The 26,095-nt window shown below is 67.1% G+C and carries 20 protein-coding genes, 1 tRNA gene and 1 pseudogene; 6 read left to right on the top strand and 16 right to left on the bottom strand.

Annotated features, from left to right (window positions below; all coding sequences use genetic code 11):
* Nucleotides 1–15: 15 nt before the first annotated feature.
* From mfd to AQZ59_RS07240, 6 genes are all read right to left on the bottom strand, one after another.
* On the bottom strand, nt 16–3,531 hold the full coding sequence (mfd, locus tag AQZ59_RS07265) for a transcription-repair coupling factor (protein ID WP_062614005.1): 3,516 nt from the start codon (nt 3,529–3,531) through the stop codon (nt 16–18).
* 21 nt (nt 3,532–3,552) lie between these two features.
* Entirely contained in the window at nt 3,553–4,137 is a 585-nt protein-coding gene (pth, locus tag AQZ59_RS07260) for an aminoacyl-tRNA hydrolase (RefSeq protein WP_062614004.1), read from the bottom strand.
* Between the two features lie 164 nt (nt 4,138–4,301).
* Complete coding sequence (locus tag AQZ59_RS07255; RefSeq protein ID WP_062614003.1) at nt 4,302–4,919, bottom strand: 50S ribosomal protein L25/general stress protein Ctc; 618 nt, start codon at nt 4,917–4,919, stop codon at nt 4,302–4,304.
* Between the two features lie 236 nt (nt 4,920–5,155).
* On the bottom strand, nt 5,156–6,139 hold the full coding sequence (locus tag AQZ59_RS07250; protein WP_062614002.1) for a ribose-phosphate diphosphokinase: 984 nt from the start codon (nt 6,137–6,139) through the stop codon (nt 5,156–5,158).
* An 88-nt stretch (nt 6,140–6,227) separates the two neighbouring features.
* Complete coding sequence (locus AQZ59_RS07245) at nt 6,228–7,253, bottom strand: NTP transferase domain-containing protein (RefSeq protein WP_062614001.1); 1,026 nt, start codon at nt 7,251–7,253, stop codon at nt 6,228–6,230.
* 20 nt (nt 7,254–7,273) lie between these two features.
* Nucleotides 7,274–7,344, bottom strand: a tRNA-Gln gene (locus AQZ59_RS07240).
* A gap of 137 nt (nt 7,345–7,481) precedes the next feature.
* On the opposite strand from AQZ59_RS07240, the gene AQZ59_RS07235 reads away from it, so the two are divergent.
* The 3 genes from AQZ59_RS07235 (at nt 7,482) to AQZ59_RS07225 (ending at nt 10,345) form a co-directional block, all read left to right on the top strand.
* A complete protein-coding gene (locus AQZ59_RS07235; RefSeq protein WP_062614000.1) occupies nt 7,482–8,087 on the top strand; it encodes a TetR/AcrR family transcriptional regulator in 606 nt (201 codons plus the stop codon).
* Nucleotides 8,088–8,174: 87 nt separating this feature from the next.
* Nucleotides 8,175–9,134 (top strand): ABC transporter ATP-binding protein, encoded by a 960-nt coding sequence (locus tag AQZ59_RS07230; protein ID WP_062613999.1) that lies wholly within the window; start codon nt 8,175–8,177, stop codon nt 9,132–9,134.
* Nucleotides 9,134–10,345, top strand: a complete 1,212-nt coding sequence (locus tag AQZ59_RS07225; RefSeq protein WP_062613998.1) for an ABC transporter permease — start codon at nt 9,134–9,136, stop codon at nt 10,343–10,345. The genes AQZ59_RS07230 and AQZ59_RS07225 overlap by 1 nt, the downstream gene beginning before the upstream one ends.
* Nucleotides 10,346–10,507: 162 nt before the next feature.
* On the opposite strand, the gene AQZ59_RS07220 is transcribed toward AQZ59_RS07225, so the two are convergent.
* From AQZ59_RS07220 to metG, 7 genes are all read right to left on the bottom strand, one after another.
* Nucleotides 10,508–11,032, bottom strand: coding sequence for a MarR family winged helix-turn-helix transcriptional regulator (locus AQZ59_RS07220; protein ID WP_062613997.1), 525 nt, complete (start codon nt 11,030–11,032; stop codon nt 10,508–10,510).
* 36 nt (nt 11,033–11,068) lie between these two features.
* Nucleotides 11,069–12,943 (bottom strand): ABC-F family ATP-binding cassette domain-containing protein, encoded by a 1,875-nt coding sequence (locus AQZ59_RS07215; RefSeq protein WP_201783170.1) that lies wholly within the window; start codon nt 12,941–12,943, stop codon nt 11,069–11,071.
* Nucleotides 12,943–13,845: a 4-(cytidine 5'-diphospho)-2-C-methyl-D-erythritol kinase gene (locus tag AQZ59_RS07210; RefSeq protein WP_070445694.1), complete on the bottom strand. Its 903-nt coding sequence runs from the start codon at nt 13,843–13,845 to the stop codon at nt 12,943–12,945. Before AQZ59_RS07210 ends, AQZ59_RS07215 begins: the two co-directional genes overlap by 1 nt.
* 35 nt (nt 13,846–13,880) lie before the next feature.
* The gene (rsmA, locus tag AQZ59_RS07205) at nt 13,881–14,759 is read right to left on the bottom strand and encodes a 16S rRNA (adenine(1518)-N(6)/adenine(1519)-N(6))-dimethyltransferase RsmA (RefSeq protein ID WP_062613995.1); all 879 of its coding nucleotides are present in this window, start codon (nt 14,757–14,759) and stop codon (nt 13,881–13,883) included.
* Nucleotides 14,760–15,875 carry an aggregation-promoting factor C-terminal-like domain-containing protein gene (locus tag AQZ59_RS07200; RefSeq protein WP_062613994.1) on the bottom strand — a complete coding sequence of 372 codons (1,116 nt, stop codon included), beginning with the start codon at nt 15,873–15,875 and terminating at the stop codon, nt 14,760–14,762.
* Between the two features lie 233 nt (nt 15,876–16,108).
* Nucleotides 16,109–17,068 carry a TatD family hydrolase gene (locus AQZ59_RS07195; RefSeq protein WP_082661216.1) on the bottom strand — a complete coding sequence of 320 codons (960 nt, stop codon included), beginning with the start codon at nt 17,066–17,068 and terminating at the stop codon, nt 16,109–16,111.
* Entirely contained in the window at nt 17,068–18,873 is a 1,806-nt protein-coding gene (metG, locus tag AQZ59_RS07190) for a methionine--tRNA ligase (RefSeq protein ID WP_062613993.1), read from the bottom strand. The genes AQZ59_RS07195 and metG overlap by 1 nt, the downstream gene beginning before the upstream one ends.
* A gap of 203 nt (nt 18,874–19,076) precedes the next feature.
* Here metG and AQZ59_RS09845 point away from each other — a divergent pair.
* A pseudogene (locus AQZ59_RS09845) lies at nt 19,077–19,655 on the top strand (isochorismatase family protein); the annotation flags it as partial.
* A 521-nt stretch (nt 19,656–20,176) separates the two neighbouring features.
* Here the strand turns inward: AQZ59_RS09845 and rsmI are convergent.
* Together rsmI and AQZ59_RS07175 are read right to left on the bottom strand one after the other, a co-directional pair.
* Nucleotides 20,177–20,998: a 16S rRNA (cytidine(1402)-2'-O)-methyltransferase gene (rsmI, locus tag AQZ59_RS07180; RefSeq protein WP_062613991.1), complete on the bottom strand. Its 822-nt coding sequence runs from the start codon at nt 20,996–20,998 to the stop codon at nt 20,177–20,179.
* Between the two features lie 389 nt (nt 20,999–21,387).
* Nucleotides 21,388–21,942: a metallopeptidase family protein gene (locus tag AQZ59_RS07175; RefSeq protein ID WP_306452656.1), complete on the bottom strand. Its 555-nt coding sequence runs from the start codon at nt 21,940–21,942 to the stop codon at nt 21,388–21,390.
* On the opposite strand from AQZ59_RS07175, the gene AQZ59_RS07170 reads away from it, so the two are divergent.
* Nucleotides 21,941–23,611, top strand: a complete 1,671-nt coding sequence (locus tag AQZ59_RS07170) for a dolichyl-phosphate-mannose--protein mannosyltransferase (RefSeq protein ID WP_062614027.1) — start codon at nt 21,941–21,943, stop codon at nt 23,609–23,611. The genes AQZ59_RS07175 and AQZ59_RS07170 overlap by 2 nt on opposite strands.
* A 238-nt stretch (nt 23,612–23,849) precedes the next feature.
* Nucleotides 23,850–25,112, top strand: coding sequence for an O-acetylhomoserine aminocarboxypropyltransferase/cysteine synthase family protein (locus AQZ59_RS07165; RefSeq protein ID WP_062613990.1), 1,263 nt, complete (start codon nt 23,850–23,852; stop codon nt 25,110–25,112).
* Nucleotides 25,113–25,162: 50 nt separating this feature from the next.
* Here the strand turns inward: AQZ59_RS07165 and AQZ59_RS07160 are convergent, their stop codons facing one another.
* Complete coding sequence (locus AQZ59_RS07160; RefSeq protein WP_062613989.1) at nt 25,163–26,089, bottom strand: site-specific integrase; 927 nt, start codon at nt 26,087–26,089, stop codon at nt 25,163–25,165.
* Nucleotides 26,090–26,095: the final 6 nt, after the last annotated feature.

The raw sequence follows: 26,095 nt of genomic DNA, 5'->3' as shown, positions 1-26,095 counted from the left end.
CGCCCCGCGCCCGGCCTAACTGCCGATGCTCGCCAGCATCACCGAGTCGACCACCTGCTCCACGAATTGCACCACGGCGTCGCCCTCGATGACCTTTGCCGCGCCAAGCCGCCGCTCGTTCTCCACGGGCAGGGGCACAAGTAGCGTCCGGATGGCGGGCTTGGCGATCGCCTTCGGGTAGAGACGGCGCAGCCGCGCGTGGCGCGAATCGGGTATCACCACGGGCGCGAAGCGCACGTTATTGCCCTGCATGACGATCTCCTCGATCCCCACGGACCGCACCTTCTCCCTCAGCTGGGCCAGCGTGAAGAGCCGCTCCACCTCCACGGGCACGGAGCCGTACCGGTCCACGAGTTCCTGGTGGATGTCGGCCCGTTGCGCCTCGGTCGTCGACGCGGCGATCTTCGTGTAGATCTCCAGCCGCAGCCGCTCGGACGTCACCCACGATTCGGGCACGTAGGCGTCCACCGGCAACTCGATGCGGGTTTCGGCGGCCTTCTCTGCCTCGGTGCGGGTGTCGCGCCCGGTCATCCCCGCCACGGCCTCGGAAACCATGCGGATGTACAGGTCAAAGCCAACCCCGGCGATGTGTCCGGACTGCTCCCCGCCCAGCAGGTTGCCGGCGCCGCGGATCTCCAGGTCCTTGAGCGCCACCTGGAAGCCGGCGCCGAGCTCGGTGTGAGCGGCGATGGTGCGCAGCCGCTCGATCGCGGTCTCGGTCATGGACCCGTCTCGCGGGTAGAGGAAGTAGGCGTATGCGCGCTCGCGCCCGCGCCCCACACGCCCGCGCAACTGGTGGAGCTGCGAAAGCCCGAGCTTGTGGGCATTTTCCACGATCAGCGTGTTGGCGTTCGAGATGTCGAGCCCGGTTTCCACGATCGTGGTACACACGAGCACGTCGATGTCCTTGTCCCAAAACTCTTGGATCACGGCCTCGAGTTGGTTCTCGCTCATTTTTCCGTGCGCGACGCCGATCCGCGCGTCGGGCACCAGTTCGGACAGGTGGGTCGCCACCCGGTTGATGGATTCGGTACGGTTGTGGACGTAGAAGACCTGCCCGTCGCGCAGGAGCTCGCGTTTGATGGCCGCCGCGATCTGCTGGTCCTCGTGCGCGCCCACATACGTGAGAATGGGGTGGCGCTCCTCGGGCGGGGTGGCAAGCGTGGACATCTGCCTCAGCCCCGTCACCGCCATTTCGAGCGTACGCGGGATCGGGGTGGCCGACATCGACAGCACGTCCACCGTGGGGTACATCTGCTTGAGGGTCTCCTTGTGCTCGACACCGAAGCGCTGCTCCTCGTCGATGATCACGAGCCCCAGGTCTTTGAACCGCACGTCGCCGGTGATGAGGCGGTGGGTTCCGATCACGACGTCGATCTCCCCGCGTCGCACCCCGTCCTTGACGTCCTCCGACTCCTTGTCCGTCTGGAAACGTGACAGGCCCGCCACTTTGACGGGAAATCCGGCGTAGCGCTCCTGGAAGGTCTCGAGGTGCTGCTGCACAAGCAGGGTGGTGGGCGCGAGGACCGCCACCTGCTTACCGTCCTGCACGGCCTTGAACGCGGCCCGGACGGCGATCTCGGTCTTGCCGTAGCCGACGTCGCCGGAGATGAGGCGGTCCATCGGCTCGGGTGCCTCCATGTCGCGCTTGACCTCTTCGATGGTGGAGAGCTGGTCCGGCGTCTCCACAAATTCGAAGGCGTCCTCCAGCTCGTGTTGCCACGGGGTGTCGGGGGCGAAGGCGTGGCCTTTGGTGGCCCGTCGCTGGGCGTAGAGCCGCACGAGCTCCTTCGCGATCTGCTTGACCGCGGCCCGCGCCTTTGACTTCGTCTTTTCCCAGTCAGCCCCGCCCATCTTGTTGAGGGTGGGCGCGTCGCCGCCGGCGTACTTCGAGATCTGGTCGAGCTGGTCGGTAGGCACCCACAGCTGGTCGCGTGCCTGCCCGCGCTTGGACGGCGCGTATTCAAGCACCACGTATTCGCGCTGTGTCCCGTTCGGCCCGCCCAGTTTGCGCTTGGCGAGCTGGACGAATTGCGCGACGCCGTGGCGCGCGTGCACCACGTAGTCGCCCGGCTTGAGCTGCAGAGGGTCGACAGCGTTCTTGCGCCGCTTCGGCATCTGCCGCTGTTGGGCCGACCTCGAGCGCTTGCGCCCGATGAGCTCACTCGCACCCAGCAGGGCGAACTTTTCGGCGTCGGCGATGAACCCGGACTGGACGGGCGCGGTAACGATCTCGACGACCCCGGGCCGCACCTCGCCCAGGTCCTCGGAGAAGCGGGCGGGCACGTCGGCGTCGGAAAGCTGTTCGACCAGGCGGCGCCCCAAACCCGCGCCCTCGACCGCCACAACGATCCGCCACTGCTGGCGGGCCTTGTGGCCGAGCTCGCGAAGGGCGGCGTCGACGTCGCCGGCGAAGTTGCGTGGCTCGCGCAGGGGCAGCTGAACGGTGTCCTCGCCTGCGAACCCGCCGAGCCTCCACCAGCCCAGGCCGAGCTCGCGCGCATGGGCGCGCACGTCCGGGATCTCAAGGAAGGACGCCTTCGATACCGAGATCGGGATCTCGCCGCCGGCCGCCGCCGAGGACCACGCCGCCGCCAGGAACTCCTCCGTGGTCTCCTGAAGGGACTGCGCGCGGGCCTCGATCCGCTCCGGCTCAATCATGATGATCCGCGCGGTGGCGGGCAGCTCGTCGACGAACGGGTGCATCTGCTCCACCAGCACCGGCTGTAGCGACTCCATGCCCTCCACCGCGATCCCGTTCGCGATCCTGTCGAGCATGTCCACCGCGCCCGGCAGCTCCGTGAGGGCCTGGGCGGCACGCGAGCGAACGTCGTCGTTGAGCAGCATTTCCCGGCACGGCGGGGCGTACAGGTGCCCGACGTCGTCCAGTGAACGCTGGTCGGCTACGGCGAAGGAGCGGATCTCGTCCACCTCATCGCCGAAGAATTCGACTCGCAACGGGGAGTCGGAGGTGGGCGGAAAGACGTCGATGATCCCGCCGCGCACGGCGAACTGCCCGCGCGCCTCGATCATGTCCACCCGCTCGTAGGCGGTAGCGACCAGGCGTTCTTGCAGGTCATCGAAGTCGACGACGTCGCCCACGGCCAGCCGCACCGGCGCCAGTTCGCCCAGCCCAGCCGCGATCGGCTGGAGGAAGGCACGGATCGGCACGAGTAGCACGCGCAGCTCGGGGAAGTCTTCGGGGTGAGCAAGGCGGCGCAGGGTGGTCAGGCGCTCGGCCACCGTGTCCGAGCGGGGCGAAAGGCGCTCGTGCGGGAGGGTTTCCCATGCGGGGAAAATCGCCATCTTCTCTGCCGGGACGTAGGCGCGCAGGGCGTCGCGCAGGTCCTCGGCTTCGCGTCCCGACGCCGTCACCGCCACCTGTAGCCGACCGTCCCCCGAGGCCAGGAGCTCAGCGATCGCTGGGGCGAAGGCGCCACGCGGCATACCGAAGTCGGCGAAGCGGGAGTTCGCGCGCGAGGACAGCGTGTCCTGGTCGGCGAGGACTGAAAGAACGGGGCGCAGATCCATGAGGTCCTTAAAGCTACCGGGTTACTTGGTGTGAAGGCGCATGGTGGCCTTGTCCAGGCCAAGGAGGAGGACGTCTTCGACAGCGTCGGCCGCGAGCGCAATGAGCAGGTCGACCTCCTTGTCCTCCTTCGAGGAGAAGGGGGAGAGCACGAAGTCGGCCGGATCCTGGCGGCCCGGCGGGCGGCCCACGCCGAAACGGAGGCGGATGTAGTCCTGCGTGCCGAGCGACTGCGTGATCGACTTGAGGCCATTGTGGCCGCCAGACCCACCGCCGCGCTTGAGTTTGAGCTGGCCGAAGGGCAGGTCAAGCTCGTCGTGAACAACGATCAGGTCCTCCGGGGCCACCTTGTAGTACTTGAGCAGCGAGCTGACCGGCCCGCCCGAGGTGTTCATGTAGCCGTTAGACACGCCGAGCACCACCGGCTCCCCCGGCTGACCAGGGCCGATGCCGATCCGTACCGACGCCGCCCGCGTGTTCGACTGCTTGTGCATCGACAGCGACGAACCCGCCCTGCGAGCCAGCTCGTGGATCACGTGCTGGCCGATGTTGTGGCGCGTGGCTTCATACTTGGGCCCCGGGTTGCCTAGGCCAATGACTGCAAACATTTTCCCTCCACCGAAACTTTACCAACGATGCCCGCCCCCGATCTATCGGACGGCCGGCGCACTGCCAGAAAGCCGCTTGTGCACTGCCAGAAAGCAGCCAGAAAATGGGGCAGGGCTCGCCCCACGGGCGAGCCCTGCGCAAGATTGGCTGATGTGCGCCTTGCTTACTCGGCGTCCTCGGCCGGAGCCTCCTCAGCCGGAGCCTCGGCGGCGTCGCCTTCCTCGGCCTCGGGCAGCGCCTCAACCTGCGGAACGGCCACAACCACCACGACCTCGTCCTCCGGCAGGTCGGTGGTGACGTCGGTCGGGAACTTCACGTCGGCGATGGTGATGTTGGTGCCATCTTCCACGCCCTCGACGTCAATGACAATCGCCTCGGGGATCTCCTGGACCGGGACCTCGACCGGCAGGACCATAAGCTCGATGGTTGCGATCGCGTCGCCCATGGGCTCGCCCTCAACGACGACCGGAACTTCAACGGCCACCTTCTCGCCGGCCTTCACGCGCAGCAGATCGAGGTGCTCGATGTTGCGGGTGAGCGGGTTGCGCTGCACGTCCTTGACCATGACCAGTTGCTCGACGTCGTCTGACTTGAGGGTGAGCAGCGCGTTGGGGTTGCCGCGGACCATGAGGAACGCGTCGTGGTAGTCGACAACGTAGTGCTTGGGCTCAGCGCCGTGGCCGTAGACGACGACGGGCAGGCCGCCCTCCCGGCGGATGCGGCGCGACGCGCCCTTACCGAACTCAGTACGCTCGGCGATCTGAAGAATCTGCTTTTCCATGTCTATCTCCTGTTCTACTAGGCTCACGCGCTGTGAGCGGATGGCCCCGATACGGAGGCTACGCCAGGCATAGACACCGCGTCGATAACGGAAGCACGCGCTTCCCTCGCCGAGGCAACCCCATTATCCTACCGTCCGCCTTGCCGATTCCGGAAACAGGTGGGGGAATTTCACAGCGCACGACGCCGCCCGCGCCCAACACCAGACTTGCGCCGAGCACCCGCCCGCGTCCCACGCTAGGCGTGAGCGCCGTCAAACAGACTGGTGACCGAACCGTCGTTGAAGACCTCCTGGATGGCGCGGGCCAGGACCGGCGCGATCGGCAGGATGGTCAGCTGTGGGAAGCGCTTCTCCACGGGGATGGGTAGCGTGTCGGTGAGGATCACCTCGCGCACGCCGCAGTCCGCCAGGCGCTGGGCGGCCGGGTCGGAGAGCACGCCGTGGGTGGCGGCGATGATGACGTCCTTAGCGCCGGCCTCGAGTACCACGCGCACGGCCCCCGCGATGGTGCCGGCGGTGTCAATGAGGTCGTCCACGATGACGGCGGTGCGGCCCACCACGTCACCCACCACGCGGTTCGCGGTGGCCTGGTTGGGGCGGGTGATGTCGCGGGTCTTGTGCACGAAGGCGAGCGGGACGCCGCCGAGGCGCTCGCCCCACTGCTCGGCAACCTTGATGCGCCCGGCGTCAGGAGAGACGATGACGGACTCGTGCGGCTCGATGCGGGTGCGCACGTAGTTCACCAGCGTGGGCATGGCCCACAGGTGGTCCACCGGCCCGTCGAAGAAGCCCTGGGACTGGGCGGCGTGTAGGTCCACCGACATGATGCGGTCCGCGCCGGCCGTCTTGAACAGGTCCGCCATGAGACGGGCCGAGATCGGCTCGCGGCCCTTGTGCTTCTTGTCCTGGCGGGCGTAGGGGTAAGAGGGCACGACCACCGTGATGCGCTTGGCCGAGGCTCGCTTTGCGGCGTCGACCATAATGAGGGTCTCCATGATCCACTTGTTGACCGGGACCGTGATGGACTGGAGGACGAACACGTCCGAGCCGCGCAGCGATTCGTCGAATCGCACGTAGATTTCGGAGTTTGCGAAATCGTAGGCGGTGACGGGCAGGAGGTCGATTCCGAGTTCGTCAGCCACCGCCTTCGCCAGCTCGGGGTGAGCGCGCCCGCTCGCCAGAACCAGATGCTTCGCGCCGCTGGCGTGAATTCCCGTCATTCCACTTCCCTTTTCTTCGGCCGCGTCCGCGGTGCCTGAGTGATACTTCCCACCCTACCCCGCGTCAGTGGGGCCCGGTGGGCCCTTCTTACTTGTTGGTGTTACGCGTGCTGAATGGCGAGACTACCTCGCCGGGTGCGATCTTTGTGCCGACGACGACCGCGTGGGCCACAACCGCCCTCTCCCCCACGTCCACCGAGTCAAGTTCGGTGTTCGGACCGACGACGGCGAATGCGGCCACTCGCGTGGTCCCGCGCAGGACGGTGCCGGGCTGGACGATCGAGTCGGGTTCGAGGCGGACATCGACGTCGACGTGGGTGGTGGCCGGGTCGACGATGTGGACGCCGGTGCGCATCCAGGCTTCCTGAATGCGGCGGTTCTTCTCCGCGCGCAGGGTGGCGAGCTGGACCAGGTCGTTGACGCCCTCGGCCTGGACGGAATCCTCCAGGACGAAGGAACCGACGCCCGCGCCGAGCTGGTGAGCCCGGGCGACGACGTCGGTCAGGTACATCTCCCCCTGGGAGTTGTTCGTGTCGAGCGTGTCGAGGGATTCGCGCAGGAAGGCGATGTCGAAGACGTAGGTGGAGGTGCCGATCTCGCGAATCTTGAGCTGTTCGGGCGTGGCGTCCTTATGCTCGACGATCCCGATCACACCCCCAGCTTCATCGCGCATGATGCGGCCGTAGCCGGTGGCGTCCTCGACCACCGTGGAAAGCACGGTGACGGCGTTGGAGCCTGCGCGGTGAACACGGGCGAGCTCGGCGAGCGTGTCCGCGGTGAACATCGGCGAGTCGCCCGCCATGATGAGCACCGAACCCTCGAGGTTGGCCGGCAGGCCCTGGAGTCCACACCACGCGGCGCGTCCGGTGCCCTTGATGTCGTCCTGATCGACAATCGTGGCGCCCGGGTTGATCTGGGAGATGTGGGCGGCAACCTGCTCGCGCTCGTGGCGCACCACGAAAACGATGTGCTGGGCGCCAGCCCCGACGACGGCGTCGTTGGCATGCCCCACCAAAGAGCGGCCGTTCATCGGTAGAAGCACCTTGGGGATCGAGGACTTGATGCGGGTGCCCTTGCCAGCTGCAAGGACGATCGCTGCGGTGAGTTCGGCCATGATTCCTCCTGGGGTCAGCGCTCCGCCACTAGGATTCGAACCTAGACAAAGGGTTCCAAAGACCCGTGTGCTGCCATTACACCATGGCGGAATTCCCTACCATTGTGCCAGTTTCCGCCCCGTGTTTTCCAATCAAGCCGGGGTGGTCTTAGCAATGTCGGTGGCATTTGAGATAATGGGAACATGACAACTGAGCCCACCGCAGATCCTCGGCCAAAGCGTTCACGGATGTCGCGTATTCAACGGCGCGAACAGCTGATCGGCATCGGCCGCCATCTGTTTGCCGCCCACGGCTTTGACGCCGTGTCAGTGGAGGAGATTGCCACCGCGGCCGGCGTATCCAAGCCGGTCATCTACGAGCACTTCGGCGGCAAGGAAGGCCTGTACCAAGTGATCGTGGACCGGGAGACCACGGCACTGTACGAGCTGCTACAAGAAAAGGTCCGCCCGGCACTCGCCCCGCGCGAGGCGCTCGAAGGCTCGATCCTGGCGATGCTCGACTACATCGAGGTCAACCCGGATGGCTTCGGGCTGCTGGTCCACCAGTCGCCGCAGGCGATTGCGGGCGCGCAGTTCTCCACGATCATGTCCGACATGGGCGAATACCTCACGGAGCTGCTGGCCGCCTACTTCGACCACCTGGGCTTCGACGTGGAAACGGCGCCGCTGTACGCCCAGATGCTGGCTGGCGCGGTGGGCACGATGGGCCAGATCTGGGCCAATGACAAGGCGCCGGAGAAGGAGGTCCTCGCCGCCCACCTGGTCAACCTCATGTGGAACGGGCTGCGCGGGCTGGAGCACGAACCGACCCTAGAGCTTCCGGGGCGCGAGTAAGTAGCGCGATCAGAGCCGCGTTCCCGCCGCCCGCACCCCGCCGCGCTACCCTTGATCTATAGACTCGCACGAGCCCTAAGGAGGATCATGAGTCTTGACATTCACCAACTCTACAAGCGCTTTGGGAAGACCCAGGCGCTTGACGGGATGAACTTCACCGTTCATCCAGGCGAGCTTTATGGTTTCGTCGGCTCCAACGGCGCCGGCAAGACCACCACGATGCGCATCGCCCTGGGCGTGCTCAGCACCGATTCGGGCGAGGTCTCGCGCGATGGCAAGCCGCTCACCTTCGAGGACCGCCAGCACTTTGGGTACATGCCCGAGGAGCGCGGCCTGTACCCGAAGATGAAGGTGGGCGAGCAACTGATCTACTTCGCGCGCCTGCACGGCCTGTCAGAATCCGAGGCGAGGACGGCGATGGAGTACTGGACGGAGCGGCTCGGCGTTCACATGCGCCGCGGCGATGAGGTCCAGGCCCTGTCGCTCGGCAACCAGCAGCGCGTGCAGCTCGCGGCGGCCCTCGTTCACAACCCTGAGGTGCTGGTGCTCGACGAGCCCTTCTCCGGCCTCGACCCGCTCGCCGTGGCCGACATGAGCACCGTGTTGCGCGAAAAGGCGGAGGCCGGAGCCACGGTGGTCTTCTCCTCCCACCAGCTCGATCTGGTGGAGCGCCTGTGCGACCGCGTGGGCATCGCCTCGCTCGGCAAGATCGCCGCCGAGGGCACGATCGACGAGTTGCGCTCTTCCGGCTCCGACACGCTCCTTGAGCTCGAGGTTCCCGACGCCACCGCCACGGCTGGCGCCATTCGCGGGCTTGGTCTTACTCCCGAGGTGGAGCGGAACCACGTGCGCGTGCGGCTGACGGGAGCGGTCACCGACCAGCAGGTGCTGCAGGCGGCGATGGGCGCCGGCGCGGTCCACGGGTTTACGCACGTGCGACCCACGCTCACCGACCTGTTTGGCAACATCGTCCAGGTGCCCGAACCGCAGCCCGAAGAGACGAAACCGAAGAAGGGCCTCCTTGGCCTGTTTGGAGGTAAGAAGTAATGCTCGTTCACATCATGAAGCGCGAATTCACCACGATGGCACGCTCGAAGGCCATGGTTATCTCGATCGCGGTCATGGCGGCTCTCATCCTTCTTGGTAGCTTTGCCGCCCGCTACTTTTTGAACGACGACTCCGGCTCCGATCCGGCCGACCCCGACACGGTGACCATCGCCGTGGAGGAGCAAATGAGCGACTACGCGCCCTACCTGGAGAAGGTAGGGGCGGGCTCGATCGCGACCGAGCCGATCGACTCGGGTGGCGCCAAGTCCTACCTCGAAGCCCGGCACGAGGCGGACGAACCCAACGCGGCCGTGCTCACGGGCACACCGGGCGATCCCAGCCTGATGGTGCCCGGCAACGCGGCTGAGGGCGTGGATCCGGTGGTCACGAACGTGACGAACCTGGCCGCCACCGCCTACCTGGTCGAATCGAAGGGCGTAACGCTGACCGACGCCGACTACGGCGAGCTGGCCGCCTCCGTGGCCGTGATGCCCACGTTCGTCTCCTTCGACTCGGGCTTCCTCATGGCGACCGACCCGGTCGGCTACTTCACCTCGCTCGCGGGCATCTTGATCCTGTTCATGATGATCATGATGGGCATGACCACGATCGCCAACGGCGTGGTGCAGGAAAAGTCCTCGCGCGTGGTGGAGATCCTGCTGACCTCGGTACGCCCGCGCACGCTCCTGCTCGGCAAGATCCTCGGCATTGGCGCGTTCTTGCTCGTACAATTCGCTATCCTTGGCGCGTCGATCTACATCGGCCTCCAGATTGCCGGCGTCAACTTCTCGATCAACATCGGCAGTTACCTGGGCTGGATGCTCGTGTGGCTGATCCTAGGCTTCTTCTTCTACGCGATGCTCATGGGCGCCTTCGCCTCACTGGCCTCGCGCCAGGAGGACCTGGGCGCGGTCACCACGCCGCTGACGCTCGGCATGCTCATCCCGTTCTACCTCGCCCTGTTCATGGTGCCCTCCGCGCCGGATTCGGTGTGGACGAAGGTAGTGTCCATGATTCCCGGCATCAGCCCGTTCATGATCCCGGTGCGCCAGGCCTACGGCGCGGTGCCGGTGGGTGAGATGGTGCTCGCGGCCGGGTTGGGCCTGGTGGCGATCCCGCTGGTGGCGATGGTGGCCGGCAAGATCTACTCCAACTCGATCCTGCACACGGGCAAGCGACTCTCCCTGGCCCAGGGCTTCCGCGGCCAGTAAGGCGGCGGCCCTGCCCCGCCGTGGCGGAAGCCCCGGATTTCCGCAGATGCTATACAAAACCGCAAGATGCTGCACTAATTTACGGTAATTTAGTGCAGCATCTTGCGGTTTAGTGCAGCAGATGCACGCCGTGGCCCGGCGGCAGGCCGCGCGGGGCCGCGCCTACTTGCCGGCCGGCTCCGCGGGCTTGATCTTCAGGTCTACGAGGGTGAGCAGCATGTCGCGCAGGTAGCCGGCTGCCCGCTCGTTTTGTTCGTCGGCGAACTGGGCCAGGATATCGTGCTCGATCTCAAGCAGGTCGGCCATCGCCTCGTCGACAGCCGTGAGTCCCTTCTTCGTGGCGGCCACCTTGACCACGCGCCCGTCGTCGGGAGCTGACTTGCGCTTGACCAGCCCGCGGGCTTGCATGCGGTCGATCCGGTTGGTGATCGTGCCGGAGGAGACGAACGTGTCTTTCATGAGCTGACCGGCCGTGAGTACGTGGGCGGGGTCGCGGCGCAGGGCGGCGAGCATCTCAAACTCCCAGGTCTCGAGCCCGTGGCGCGCGTAGACCGCTTTGCGCACCTTCGTAAAGTGCCGGTTCACCCGCAAGAGCCGGGAAAAAATCTCCAGGGGCTCGACATCAAAGTCGGGGCGTTGGGCGCGCCAGGCCGCTACAACGCGGTCCACCTCATCGTGCTTGTCCATGCCGAGAGTTTACTTCACATCGAGATAAACGTGAAGTCACCCGTAGTATTCGGCGCGCTCCCCCGCCTCGAGCCACTCCAACTCCAGGCCCTCGAGCTCGTCCTTCAGCGCCACGATTTCCTTGCCGAGGGCGGCCAGGCGCTCGTAGTCGCCCGTCTCCCCCACGGTCGCCGCGACCTCGCCCTGCGCCACACCCAGCTTCTCGATCTTGTCCCGCACGCGCCCCATCTTCCGCTCGGCGCGCTCCATGTCCTTGCGCGCCTCGCGCTCCTTGGCCGCGTTCTTTAGCGGAGCTGCGCCCGCCGGTGCCATGTCCGACGACGCCGTCGCCCCACCCGCGCCCAAGCCACTAGCCGCGCCCGCCTCGGCCGCCTCGGAGAGCTGGAGGTACTGATCCACGCCACCGGGCAGGTCGCGCACCTGCCCACCCATCACGGCGACCTGGTGGTCGGTGGTCCGTTCGAGCAGATAGCGGTCGTGCGAGACAACCACCAGGGTGCCTGGCCACGTGTCGAGCAGGTCCTCAATTGCGGCAAGGGTGTCGGTGTCCAGGTCGTTGGTGGGTTCGTCGAGCAGGAGCACGTTGGGCTCGCGCATGAGCAGGCGGAGGAACTGCAGGCGGCGTCGTTCACCACCCGACAGGTCGGCCACGGGAGTCCACGCACGCTCGCGGGTGAAGCCGAGCCGCTCCACCAGCTGCGAGGCGGAGACCTCCTTGCCGCCCACCATCATGTGGGTGGCCACGTCCGCCACGGACTCGACCACCCGGCGGTGAGCGACCTCGTCGAGCTCTTTCGTGTCCTGGCTGAGCACCGCCAGCTCCACCGTCTTGCCGCGCTTGACCGCGCCCTCGGTCGGCTCGAGCGCGCCCGCGATCAGTCCGAGCAGAGAGGACTTTCCGGCGCCGTTGCGTCCGAGGATCCCCACGCGCTCGCCGGGCGCGAGCCGCAGCGTGACGTCCCGCAAGACGGGCTCAACCCGCCCGGGCCAGGCGAAGGTCACGTCCTCAAGGTCCACCACCTTCTTGCCCAGGCGCGTGGTGGCCATCTTGGTCAGCTCCACGGTGTCACGCGGCGGCGGCTCGTTCGCGATGAGCTCGTTGGCCGCCTCGATGCGGAACTTGGGCTTGGACGTGCGAGCGGGCGCGCCCCGGCGCAGCCAAGCCAGCTCCTTGCGCAGCAGGTTCGCCCGCTTTTCGGCCGCCTGGGCCGCAAGACGCTGCCGCTCGGCACGCTGGAGGATGTAGGCGCCATACCCGCCCTCATAGGTTTCCACGTGTCCGGGCACGGGCGCGCGCCCGCCGGCGCCGTCGTTGCCGGGCACCACCTCCCACAGCCGCGTGCAGACGGCGTCAAGGAACCAGCGGTCATGCGTGACGACGACTAGCGCACCCTCCCCGCGCGCGAAACGCTCGTTCAGGTAGGCGGCCAGGTAGGTCACGCCCTCGATGTCCAGGTGGTTGGTGGGCTCGTCGAGCACGACGACGTCGGCATCCCGCACCAGCGTCGCCGCCAGGGCCACGCGCCGGCGCTGCCCGCCGGAGAGTTGGCCGAGTGGCCGGTCGAGGTCGACCTCCGGAATGAGGCCCGCATGGAGCTCGCGAACGCGCGCGTCCGAGGCCCACTCGAAGGTCGCGGCATCCTCGTGAATGGCATCGCGGACAGTGAGGTCGGGGTCGAGGCCGTCACGCTGAGAAAGCACGGCGAAGCGGGTGCCGCCGCGGACGGTGACGCGGCCGGTGTCGGGCTCGAGGGCACGGGTGAGGAGGCGCAGCACGGTAGTCTTGCCGCCACCATTCGGGCCCACGATGCCGATGCGGTTGCCGTCTTCGAGGGAGAGGTTGAGGCCGCCGACGATCGGCCGGGACCCGAGCGAGACTCCGACCTCCTCCATGCCCAGGATGTGCGCCACTACTCGGCCATCCTGACGTGTGCGCCGGCGGTGGGGCCGTAGGCGATGTGGACGTCGTAGGGGAAGTCGGCGCGCATCTGCGCAGCGAGCTCCTCGGCCTGCTCGGGCGAGGTAAGCACGGCGATCGTGGGTCCGGACCCGGAGAGGACGACAGCGCGGCCGGCGGCTTCGATAAGCTCAATCTCCGCGCCGATCTCGGGGCGAAGCGCGCAGGCGGGGGCCTGGAGGTCGTTGGCGAGGAGGGCGGCCACGGTGTCGATCGCGGGGCCGGCGAGAGCGGCACGCAATTCGGCGGTGTCGGCGGGCTCGCCCGCACCTGGGTACATCGCGTCGAACTGGCGGAAAACGGCGGGCGTGGACAGGCCGTGCTCGCGCGTGAGCAGCACCCACGCATGCATCGCCCCGGCCCGCAGCGGCGCAAGTTCTTCCCCGCGCCCGACGCCGTGGGCCAGGCCACCCATGAGCGCGAACGGCACGTCCGAGCCCAGTTCCCCGCCAATCGCCCGCAGCTCCTCGGCGCTCAGCCCGAGCCCCCACAGCTCGTTGAGGGCCACGAGGGTGGCGGCGGCGTCGGCGGAACCCCCGGCCATCCCCCCGGCCACGGGGATGCGCTTGGTGATGCGGATGTTGGCGCCGGCCGGGCAGTCCAAGCCCACCTCGCGCGCGCGGGACTGCAGAGCACGGCCGGCGCGGATAGCCAGGTTCGACTCATCGGTCGGTAGGTCCTCCCCCAGCCCAGAGATGGACACGGTGAGCTCGGGCGCGGGCCGTACCTCGACGTCGTCGAAGATGTCGATCGCTTCGAAGACCGTGTCGAGGGGGTGAAAGCCGTCGGGACGCGGGCCGCCGACGCGCAGGGCCAGGTTCACTTTTGCGGGGGCGGAAACTAAGACTCGTTGCACGTGTCGTATTCTAGCGGTTCTCGCCGGCGGCGGGCCTAGCGGGCGGCGCGAGCGATCTTGACGAAGTCCTCGATCGCGAGGCGCTCCCCGCGCAACGCGGGATCCACGCCGGCGATGCGCAAGATCGACTCGGCCTGCGCCGGGCTACCAGCCCACGTGCCGAGGGCCGAGCGCAGGGTCTTGCGGCGCTGGGCGAAGGCGGCGTCGACGACGGCGAACGCTCCGGCCCGGAGTTCCTCGGGGAAGCGCGGCACGGCGGGGCGTTCGAGGTGGACGAGGGCAGAGTCGACGTTCGGGACCGGCCAGAAGACGTTGCGGGAGATCTTCGCCCCGCGCCGCACGTCCCCATACCAGCTAGCCTTTGCCGAGGGCACGCCGTAGACGCGCGAGCCCGGAGCGGCGGCCAGGCGATCGGCCACCTCGAGCTGGACCATGACAGTCACGGACCGCAGCGAGGGCAGCTCCTCAAGCAGGGTGAGGATGACGGGCACGGCCACGTTGTAAGGCAGGTTGGCCACCAGGTGCGTGGGCTCGAAAGCGCCCGGGTGGGCCTCGGCGTATTCGGGCGGCACAGCCAGATCCCCGCGACGAACCTTGAGCGCGTCCTCGCGGAGCACGGCGAAGCGGCCGGCGGCGTCGGACATGAAGGACGCGACCGTCTCGGGGAGCACGGCGGCCAGCGGCGGGTCGATCTCCACGGCGGACAGGTAGGCGCCCGCCTCGAGGATTGCCAATGTCAGCGAGCCGAGCCCGGGGCCGACCTCGAGCACTTGGTCGCCAGCCGCCACGCCGGCGTCGCGAACGATGCGACGCACGGTGCCGGCGTCGTGAACGAAGTTCTGCCCGAGGGTCTTGGTTGGCCGGATGCCGAGGCGGTCAACGAGCTCGTGAATCTGAACGGGCCCGAGCAGCATTTAGTACCAGCCGCGCGCCTGGGAGTGGCCCCACGCCCCGCACGGGCTGCCGTAGCGGCCGGCGATGTAGCCCAGGCCCCAGGAGATCTGGGTGGCGGGGTTGGTCTGCCAGTCGGCGCCGGCGGAGGCCATCTTCGAACCGGGCAGCGCCTGCGGGATGCCGTACGCGCCCGAGGACGGGTTCGCTGCCTGGGAGTTCCAGCCCGACTCGCGCTGCCACAGCGCGTCAAGGCACGCCCACTGGTCCATGCCCCAACCGTAGGAGGCGAGCATGCCCTGAGCGATCTCGCGTGAGGAGCCGGCCGGGACCGGGGCGGACGCGGGCGCGGAGGCGGCGGCCGACGTCGCGGCCTGCTCCGGCTGGATCTCTTCGCGGGTGCCGACCTTGATGACTTCGTTGACGGGCTCAGCGGTGACGGTCTCGACGAGGAGCATGCGGGCGCTCTCCGCGCCGTCGCGCGAGGTGACCTGGTATGTGCGCGTGCCCTTGCCCTCCACGCCAGCCGTGGCAACCTCTTCCTCGCCCTTGGGAAGCTCGGCGGTCTCCACGCGCTCGGTCTCGAACGCGATGGTGTACTCCTCAGAAACCGTGGTGTTCGTGACGCGGGCGATCGTGATCGGGGCGGTGGTCACGGTGTCGGACAGGGAGACGGAGACCTCGTCGCGCGCCGCGATCGAGATGTCGGCGTTCGCCAGCGCCGCGGCGTACGTGTCGCCCTCGGAGGCGACGACGCGGGTGGTCTGCCCATCCACGGTGACATCGAAGGAGACGGTGCCGGCCGTCGCACTCGGGGCCTCCTCCGGAGCGTCAACGACGGCCGCCACGGCCTGCTCCACCTGCGGGGCGGTCAGCGCCGGGAAACCAACCGTGCCCCCGGCCGCGAAAACGGCCAGGGAGGCAGCACCGGCCACGTGCATCGCCTTCGTGTAACGGCGCGGCTTACGCGCGGGGGCGTGAGCCGCACGGGAGGTGACCAGGTGGAAGTTCATGTGCTCGGCGTACGGCATCGCGCCGGAGGTCACCACTCGGGTGACGGCCGGGATCTCCGCCGTGTCAGGTGTCTGGGCGAAAGCGGAACCATGCTGGGCGGCCTGGCCGGCTACACGTTCGGCCATGCGGCGGGCGCGGCGCGAACCCGGCTTCGGAGGAGTAGCCAGAAGTGAGGCATCAAAGGCCACGCCACGATTGGTCGAGTGATCTGTCAAAACGTCTCCAGTCCACGCGCACGGGTGTGCGCCCAGCGAAAGTTACATCAACGAAATCGATTGTAATCAAATTGTTATCAACCGCAAGCAGAAAGTGCGAGATCTTACTCGACCACCAGTCCTGTGCGGGCGAAGGCTGGGTGTCAGATCCCGTAAACCTCGCGCGTCGTCGCATCCAGCTTCGCGCAAAAGTCCGTCAGCGGCATGAGCCGAAGTTCAGCCAGGTGGGCGGCGGTGTAAGCCACTGCCCACGCCGCGTTCGGCTGCCCGCGGTACGGCGCCGGCGTCAAGTAGGGAGCGTCCGTTTCCACGAGCACCAGCTCGTCCGGCAGCGCCTCGAAGGCCTCGCGCAAGTACGCGTTAGCAGGGTACGTCACCGGCCCGGCAAACGAGGCATACCAACCGTACTCGCGGCACACGGCCGCGAGGTCGGCATCGCCGGAAAAACAATGGAACACCGTGCGCTCGGGCGCGCCGTCGCGCTTCAAGATGTCGACAACGTCGGCATGCGCGTCGCGATCGTGGATCTGGAGCGGCTTGCCCAGCTCCTTCGCGAGCGCGATGTGCTCCCTGAACGAGCGCTTCTGTGCGGTCTTGCCCTCTTCGCCGGTGCGGAAGTAGTCCAGGCCGGTCTCGCCGACTGCCACCACGGCGTCGTCGGCGCACAGTGCGGCGACCCGCCCGATCGCGTCCTCAAGCGAGATCGCATGGTGTTCCTCGACGCGCGGTTCGAGCCCGTCGGGTGCCACCTCGCGCACGCCCGCGTGCATCGCGGCCTCGTTGGGGTGGATCGCGAGCGCCGCCCAGATCTCGGGGCAGGTGCGGGAGAGCTCGACCGTCCACTCGAGCGCAGGGTACTCGCACCCCGACGTGATCGCGGCCCGCACGCCCGCACGCGCCATGCCCTCCCGCAGGTTCTCCAGCAGGATCGGCGGCTTCCATACCCCGGCGTTATTGAGGCGCTGGACAGGGGTAACCTGGCCGGGGTCGGGCGCGGGGTCGGGGTAGATGTGGGTGTGGTTGTCGACAATCGGGACCGCGAGCGGGGCCGGGATGTCCGGGAACGCCCGCCGCCGGTCCTTCTTCAACGCCGAATCGCCCACTACTCGATCCCCAGGCGCTCGAGCTCCTCAGCCACGATCGACTCGTCGAGCTTGACGAACGCCGGCTTCGGCTTCGCGATCGGGGTGCCCGGCACCACGGCGCGGTGCTCCCATGCGCGAACACCCGCGTAGTCGCCAGTGATGATCGGGTACGGGTGGCCGGTGTCGAGGTCCGTGGCCTCCACAATCTGCGGCATCGGCGCGATGTCGCCAGCCCCGCCGAGCACGGCGTCGATTGTGTTCGACGAGTGCGGCAGGAAGACGCACATCATCGTGTTGAGGTCCGAAACGGCCTGGATGAGCGTATTGAGCACGGTGGCCAGACGCTCACGCTGCTCGGGAGCCTTGAGCTTGAACGGCTCGGTGCGCGCCACGTAGGCGTTCGCCTCCCCCACCAGGCGCATGATCTCGGCCAGGGCCGCGCGCTGCGAATGGTTCGCGATCAGATCGCCCACCGTGTCAAAGCCGGCGCCGACGGCGTCCAGCAGCTCACGATCGATGTCCTCCAGTTCGCCCGGGGCCGGGATCTCGCCGAAGTTCTTCGCGATCATCGCCGCCGTGCGGTTGACCAGGTTGCCCCAGCCGGCCACCAGCTCCGAATTATTCCGGCGCAGGAACTCCGACCACGTGAAGTCCGCGTCCTGATTCTCCGGCCCGGCGATCGAGATGAAGTAGCGCAGAGCGTCGGGCTGGTAGCGCTCGAGCACGTCACGCACGTAGATCACCACATTCTTCGACGAGGAGAACTTCTTACCCTCCATCGTGAGGAACTCCGAGGCCACCACCTGGGTGGGCAGGTTGAGGCGGCCCATGCCGCCCGGCTCCCCGCCCTTCGCACCCTCGCCGTTGTAGGCCAGCAGCTCCGCCGGCCAAATCTGCGAGTGGAAAACAATGTTGTCCTTACCCATGAAGTAATAGGACAGAGCCTCCGGGTCCGTCCACCACAGCTTCCAGTCCTCCGCCGAGCCCGTGCCAGCCGCCTCACGGCGCCTCGCCCACTCAATCGACGCGGACAGGTAGCCGACGACGGCGTCAAACCACACGTACAACCGCTTGTTCGGCTTATCCTCCCACCCCGGAACCGGGATGCCCCACGAAATGTCGCGCGACATCGCGCGCGGGCGGACGTCGTCGAGCAAATGCTTGGAGAACGCAATGACGTTCGGGCGCCACTTGCCGTCCTCCTCCACGCCGCCGAGCCACGTGCGTAGCGAGTCGGCCAGCGCGGGCAGGTCAAGGAAGTAGTGCTCGGTCTCCTTAAACTCGGGCGCCAGGCCGGACACCTTCGAGATCGGGTCGATGAGGTCCTGCGGGTCGAGCTGGTTGCCGCAGTTGTCGCACTGGTCGCCGCGCGCGCCCGCGGCGCCGCAGATTGGGCACGTACCCTCAATGTAGCGGTCCGGCAGGGTGTTGCCCGTCTTCGGGTCGATCGCCACCGGCGTTGTCTCCACCAGCATGTAACCGTTGTCGCGGCAGCCACGGAACAGGTCCTGCACCACGTGCTCGTGATTGCCGGTGGTGGTGCGCGTGAACAGGTCGTAGGACAGGCCCAGCTTGACCAGGTCCTCCACAATGATGCGGTTGTTCTTGTCCGCCAGCTCCTGCGGGGTCACGCCCTCCTTGTCGGCAGCCACCAGAATCGGGGTGCCGTGCTCGTCCGTGCCCGACACCATCAGCACGTCATGGCCACGCATTCGCATGTAACGCGAGAATACATCCGAGGGCACACCAAACCCGGCAACATGGCCGATGTGGCGTGGCCCGTTTGCATACGGCCAAGCAACAGCTGAAAGGATCCTAGACATGCTTCAAGGGTAACCTTTGCGCGCGGATCAGCGAAACCGGCCCCGAGCCGATGTGGCGCGAGCGACCCGCGTGCGTCGCCTCGGTGCGGCCGCACGCCGAGCCGCGGGCGTGACAGGCGCGGACGGCGTCGTCGTTCACGGTGAGGGCCGGGCGACGGGCACGGGGGGAAGCGGGTAGAATCGGGTCATACTGAGGAGGAACAATGTCCGAAAATCGTGCTCTCATCATCGTTGACGTCCAGCCGACCTTCTGCGAGGGCGGGGCGCTAGGCGTGGTGGGCGGCAACGCCTGCGCCGAACGCATCGCCGACTTCGTCACCGACCACGCCGACGAATACGACCTCATCGTCACCACCCAGGACTGGCACGTCGACCCGGGAACGCACTTCTCCGACACCCCCGACTTCGTGGACACCTGGCCCCCGCACGGGGTTGCCGGCACGCCCGAAGCCGAGCTTCACGACGCCGTTGCCTCCCTCCCCTTCGATGATTCGGTGAAGAAGGGCGAATACGCCGCGGCCTACTCCGGGTTCGAGGGCGTGAACAAGGACGGGGACACCCTGGAGCGGATCCTGCGGGAGGCGGAGGTCGGGGCGATCGACGTGGTCGGCATCGCCGAGTCGCACTGCGTGAAAGAAACCGCGCTCGACGCGCTACGCGCCGGGTGGCCCGTGCGCGTGTTCTCGGACCTGACCGTGCCGGTCAGCGAGGAGCTGGGCGAGGCGGCCCGCGCGGAAATGGACGAGGCGGGCATCGAGCAGATCTCCTCGAGTGAGGCCTTCGGCTTCTACGAGGAGGGCGAGGACACACCGATCCCCGGCTACGACGACGGCGAAGGCAACAGCGTGGAAGCCTGGAACAAGGACGACTGGGACGACGACGAGTCTGCCTGGTCTCGCGAGGACTGGGACGACCTGGAGAACAACGACCTGGACGGCGACGGCCTGGCCGATGACCTCGAAGACGACGAGTGGGGCGCCGCCGACTACCGCGACGACGAACCCCGCCGCGGGGCCGCGCTCGACCGGGACGACTTCGTACGCGACGAATACGACGAGGACTCCGACGCCGAGCTGACTTCCGACGGGGAGGACGAGGAGCTCGACACGCTGGCCAACCAGGTCCAGCTCGGCGAGGACCTCTCCGACTACGATTTATCCGATTTTGACCTTGACCTGGAGGACGTGGACTTCTCCGGCGACGCCGACGACGACGATTTCGACTTCTCAGACATCGATTTCCAGCCATAAACGGCTGGTCTCAGTGGCTAGGGCGGGTCCTCTTGCCGGCAGGACCCACGGGATTACTGCTTGGCGGCCAGGGCGAGCTTGGCCAGCTCATTCTTCGATAGGCCCTCGCGGGCGGCAACGTGAGCGGCGGCGTCCTTGAGGCGGAGCCCGGCCTCGTGCAACGCCAGGACTTCGGGGACGTGGGCGCTAGCGTCGGCCGTGACGTGGGCAGGTGCACCCTCCACCACGATCGTGATCTCCCCACGCACACCCTCCGCCCAGTCGGCGAGCTCGGCGAGCGTGGCCCGTTTGACCTCCTCGTAGATCTTGGTCAGCTCGCGGCAGACGGCGGCCCGGCGGTCCGGGCCGAGCTCGTCACGCATCGCGGTGAGGGTGGCAACAAGCCGGCGCGGGGACTCGAAGAAGATCATCGTGCGGGGCTCGGCGGCGAGTGACTCGAAGTAGCGGCGCCGCTCCCCCTCCTTGCGCGGCGGGAAACCCTCGAAGGTGAATCGGTCAGAGGCGAGCCCGGACAGAGCGAGGGCCGTGAGGACTGCGGACGGCCCGGGCACCACCGTGACGGGCACGCCCTCCGCGGCGGCGAGGGAAACCAGCCGGTAGCCCGGGTCGGACACCGAAGGCATGCCGGCATCGCTCACCACCACCACTCGCCGGCCCTCTCGCGACGCCTCGATGAGCTGCGGGGCCACCTCCGACTCGTTGTGCTCGTGGTAGGGCACCACCTTGCCGTGCAGGGTGATGCCGAGACGGCCGGCGAGATTCAGGAGGCGGCGGGTGTCCTCGGCGGCGATGAGGTCGGCGCCCTCGAGCTCGGCGCGGAGGCGGGGCGAGGCGTCGTCGTCGTTGCCAAGAGGCGTTGCAGCTAGCACGATCATGGCTCCACCCTATAACGCCGGATTTCGCGCAGTGTGAGACCGGGCAAGTTTTTTCACGCCGTTGCATCGCGGGGCTATACTTGGAAGTGACCGAAAGGTCGGGAAGTCGAAGATTTTGGCTTCACCTCAACAATTAAATAGGGAGAAACACCATGGCAATTTCATGGAAGATCTTTGCAAGCAACAAGGACGAGCGCTCCAACGCTTACATCACCGAAGCGCGTGCACTCGAGCAGTCAGTCCAGGCTGAAATCTTCGGTCGCTAAGCAAAAACACTAGGCCGGGCAACCGGATGAAAGAGGCGGACAAAGAGGTCCGCATTTTTTATGCCCAGTTTCGCCGGCCTTGCCTGCGCCGCGCCCCACGCACCCGCCGGCCCCGCGCCCGCGCTACGCCCAGCCGGTCTCCCACAGCAGGTCCTCCTCGATGCCGAAGTGGTGTGCCACCTCATGGAAGACAGTCACCATGACCTCCTCGGCCACCTCGTCCTCCGTCTCACACATGCGCAGGGTGGGCCCGCGGAAGATCCAGATGCGGTTGGGTTCGGCGTAGCCGAAGAAGTCGCCGTCGGTGAGCGCGATCCCCTCATACAGCCCGAGCAGGTCCTCCCCCTGGGATTCTTTGAGTTGCTCCTCGTTCGGCTCGTCGGCCACAAGGAACACGAGGTTTTCCAGCCGTTGCGCGAACTCGTCCGGGATCTCGTCCAGGGCGTCGGCTACAAGCTCTTCGAATCGCTCTTCGGTCATCTCAACCATGCACCCAGTTTCCCAGAATCCGGCCCGCCCCGAAAGCGGACGCCACATCCAGCGCCAGGCGACGACGCCCGGCCCCCGCCCGCCCAGCGCCCGCCCCGCGCCCACCCCGCGCCACCAGTACGCAAGCCGAGCTCCGGCGTCGTTCGAAGCCCGCCGTGCCTTTGCGTAGACTTTGGCCGTGGACACCATGCATGCACACCTTCGCCGTGAGAACGAGCTTCGGGGCCTGCTCGGCCTGCTGCCGAAGGGGGCGAGCCTGCCCGCGCAGCTGCGGCTGCAGGGGTGGATTGTCACGGCCCTGGCCACGCTCATCGCGGCGCTAGCGCGCCTGCCGCGCCTAACCCACCCGCACGCGATGGTGTTCGACGAGACCTACTACGTCAAGGGCGCCTTTTCCCTGCTCAACTTCGGGTATGAGCGCAATTGGGAGGGCGAGGACCAGAACGCGCTGTTCGTGAACGGGGACCTGTCCGCCATGGAAACCGCCCCCGACCGTTGGGTCCACCCGCCGTTCGGCAAGTGGCTGATGGGCGTGGGGATGCGGCTTTTCGGCGACGACAACGGCTTCGGCTGGCGCGCCACCACCGCGATCCTGGGTGTGATTGCGGTGGCGATCCTCGTGCGGGTGGCGTTGCACCTGTTCCGCTCGGTGCCGCTCGCCGCGATCGCCGGCCTGGCGATGGCGCTGGACGGCATGGGGATCACCCTCTCCCGCACGGGCCTGCTGGACAACATGGTGACGTTCTTCGTGCTCGCCGGCTTTTGGGCGATCCTGCGCGACCGCGACTACGCCCGCGAGCGCCTCGCCGCCCGCGTGGCCTGGCCCACCGGCTCCCCGGGCCGCGTGGACGACGTCTGGGGCCCCCACGTCGCCTTCCGGCCGTGGCTCATCCTCGCGGGCGTGTTCGTGGGGCTCGCGTGCGGGGTGAAGTGGTCAGGGGCGTATGCGCTGGCGGTCTTCGGCTTGCTCGTTTTCTTCTGGGGCCTGGCCGCCCGCCGTGCGATCGGGGCGCGCCTGTGGATCGGGGCGGGGCTGTGGCGCGAGGGGGTGCCGGCGTTCTTCCAGCTGGTGCCCACGGCGATCGTCACCTACGTCGCGTCCTGGTTCTCCTGGTTCGCCTCCCCCTCCGGTTGGGATCGCCAGTGGGCCGTGGAGCACACCGCGCAGTTGCCGTTGCCGTGGGCGCCCGGGGTGGTGAACTCCTTCCTCCACTGGCACCAGGCCACGATGGAGTTCCACCGGGGCCTGTCCTCCCCACACACGTACCAGAGCCAGCCGTGGGCGTGGATCATCCAGTTCCGCCCGGTGTCCTTCTTCTGGCGCGCCGGTGACGACGTCCCCGCCGGCTCCTGCCCCAGCGACGACTGCGTCATGGCCATCACCTCGGTGGGCAACCCGTTCGTGTGGTGGCTCGCCGCACTGGCGCTCATCGTGGTGATCGCTGCGGCCATCCGCCGCGACTGGCGCGCCTGGGCGATCCTGTCCGGTTATCTGGCGATGTACGTGCCGTGGTTCTTCTACCTCGACCGCACGATCTACCAGTTCTATGCCGTGGCCTTCCTTCCGTTTGTGGCGCTCGCGCTCGCGTACGGGGTCGGCTGGGCCGCGCGCACCCTCCCTCCCCTGCGCCTGATCAAGGTCACCGACGACACCGTCGCCCCGCTCGCCTCAGGCCCTCACGAGATGCTGCCCTCGGTGGTGAGCCCCCTGCCGCGGACGAGCAAGGCGTGGGTGCTCATCGCGGTGGTCGTGGGCCTGATCGTGGTGGCCGCCCTGTTCTGGATGCCCCTGTGGTGGGGCACTCCGATTCCGCGCTGGTTCTGGAAGCTCCACATGTGGCTACCCAGCTGGGTCTAGAAGCGGTCGCGGCGGGCCCGGCAGCCGGTGTCTGCCGGGATCCCCGGCACAACTCGTGAACCTGGCGTGGACCTGGCTTCTATAGAAATCGGTAGCCGGTATTTTCACGACTTCTGTCGGACTGACCCTGACACTCCCCCGTCCACATGGTGCACGGCGCAGAACTAAAACCGACCCGGGACTAAGGTGGAGCATCAAGGGCGCCGTGGCGACGGCGTCGTGAAAAAAGGAGAGCCCCATGAAGGACGACACCAAATACATTCACGCAGGTTATCAGCCCGGCGATGGCGACCCGCGCCAGCTACCGATCGTGCAGTCGACCACGTACACGTTCGATTCGGCCAACTCGATCGCGGGCGTCTTTGACGAGCCCACGCACGCGCTGATCTACTCGCGCTTCGCGAACCCCACCGTCATGGCGGTGGAGGAAAAGGTCGCGGCGCTGGAAGGAGGAGTGGCAGCAATGGCGACGTCGTCCGGTCAGGCTGCCACCCTCATGGCGGTCCTCAACCTGTGCTCGGCAGGTGATTCACTTGTGTCGTCGATCGAGGTGTATGGCGGCACGGCGAACCTGTTCTCGGTCACGCTGGCGAAGTTCGGCATCGAGGTTATCTGGGTGGACCCGAGCGCGCCGGAGGAGGAGATCGCGGCGGCGATCAAGCCCAACACGAAGGCCCTGTTCGGTGAGACGATCGCGAACCCGCTGCTGTCGGTGCTCGACATCGAGAAGTTTGCCCGCGTGGCGCACGGGGCCGGCGTGCCGCTGATCGTCGACTCGACGTTCGCCACCCCCGCGCTGTGCAAGCCGATTAAGTGGGGCGCCGACGTCGTCATCCACTCCACGTCCAAGTACATGGACGGGCACGCGGTGCAGGTGGGCGGCATGATCGTCGACGCCGGGAAGTTTGACTACACGAACGGGCGATTCCCCGACTTCACCGAGCCGGACGAGTCATACCACGGGGTGGTGTACACGAAGGACTATGCGGCGGCGCCCTACATGGTCAAGGCCCGCACCCAGCTCCAGCGCGACTTTGGTGCCTACCCGGCGGCGCACTCGGCGTTCTTGCTCAACTTGTCCCTCGAAACGCTGGGCCTGCGAATGGCCCGGCACAGCGAGAACGCGCTCGCCGTGGCGCGGTTCCTTGAGGGGCGCGAGGAGGTTGGGGAGGTCCGCTACCCCGGCCTCGAGTCCTTCGCCTACCACAAGCTGGCGAACAAGTACCTGTCTGGCGGGTACTCGGGCGTGATCTGCGTGGACCTGGGCGACCGCGAGCGCGGCACCCGCTTCATGGACACGCTCAAGCTGGTTGCCCGCGAGGTCCACGTGGCCGACTCGCGCAGCTGCGTACTGCACCCCGCGTCGAGCACGCACAGGCAGCTGACCGATAGCGAGCTGGCAGCCGCCGGCATCACGCCGGGGCTGGTGCGGATCTCGATCGGGCTGGAGCACGTGGACGACATCCTCGAAGACATCGCGCAGGCGCTCGCGGCGCTGTAGGGGCCTGGTTGGGCCGGCCGACGCCGGCCCAACCAGACGCCTTGCAGTCGCTACGCTAGGGAGGCCAACGAACGCATGACGATGTCGATGTCCTGGTTTTCCAGTTCCTTGATGATGTGGAGGTAAGTCTCCTGCGTCGTCGTCATGCTCGCGTGCCCGAGGCGGCGCGATACGCTCGCGATCGACACACCCGCGAACAGGAGCAGCGAGGCATGCGTGTGGCGCAGGCCGTGGATCGTGATGACGGGAACACCCACCGCCTCACAGTGGCGAGCAAGCGCAGCGTTGGCCGTGGAATTGTAGACCGAGCCCTTGACGAAGATCGGCTCGTCGGCAGGAAGATCCTTCACTAGCCCTGACAGCTGCATAACCAACTGCCAGTCGAGCTGAACCTTCCTGACCGACGAGGCGTTCTTGGTGGGGACGAACCCGCCTTTGCGCTTGTAGTCCCACGTCTTGTTGACGGAGAGGCTCTGGTGAGCGAGGTCAAAATCGTTGGGGGTGAGGCCGAGGGCCTCGCTGAAGCGCAGACCTGTCTTGGCAATGAGGAGGATGAGCCAGTCCCAGCTCGGCTCCGGGCCGAGCTCCAGGTTGGCTAGCACCGAGTGGAGCTCGAACTGGTTGAGGTACTTGATCTTCTTCTGACGCGGAGTCCTGCCCTTGATGATGACTTTGCGCGTGGGGTCGCGCGGGATAAAACCTTCGTCCACGGCGTCGAGGATCGCGCCCTTCAACTGGTGGTGGAAGTCCATCGTGGTCTGGCGCTCGTGGTGTTCGGCATACGCGTTGATGAGCTGTTGGTAGCGGATGCGGTTGAGGTCCTTGAGCAGGAGGTCAGGCGCGAGCCGCTTGAGCCACGCCTGAGACAAGCGGTACTTGTCCATCGTGACCTCACGGATTGCGCCCTCCTTGTAGATCTGCACCCATTCCGCGTAGTAGGTAGCAAACAGAGCGTTTCTATCATTGGAGATCTGCACGTGTTA

This window comes from Trueperella bernardiae, from assembly GCF_001469025.1.
GTDB lineage: Bacteria > Actinomycetota > Actinomycetes > Actinomycetales > Actinomycetaceae > Trueperella > Trueperella bernardiae.
This window is presented reverse-complemented; position numbering and strand designations above follow the sequence as displayed.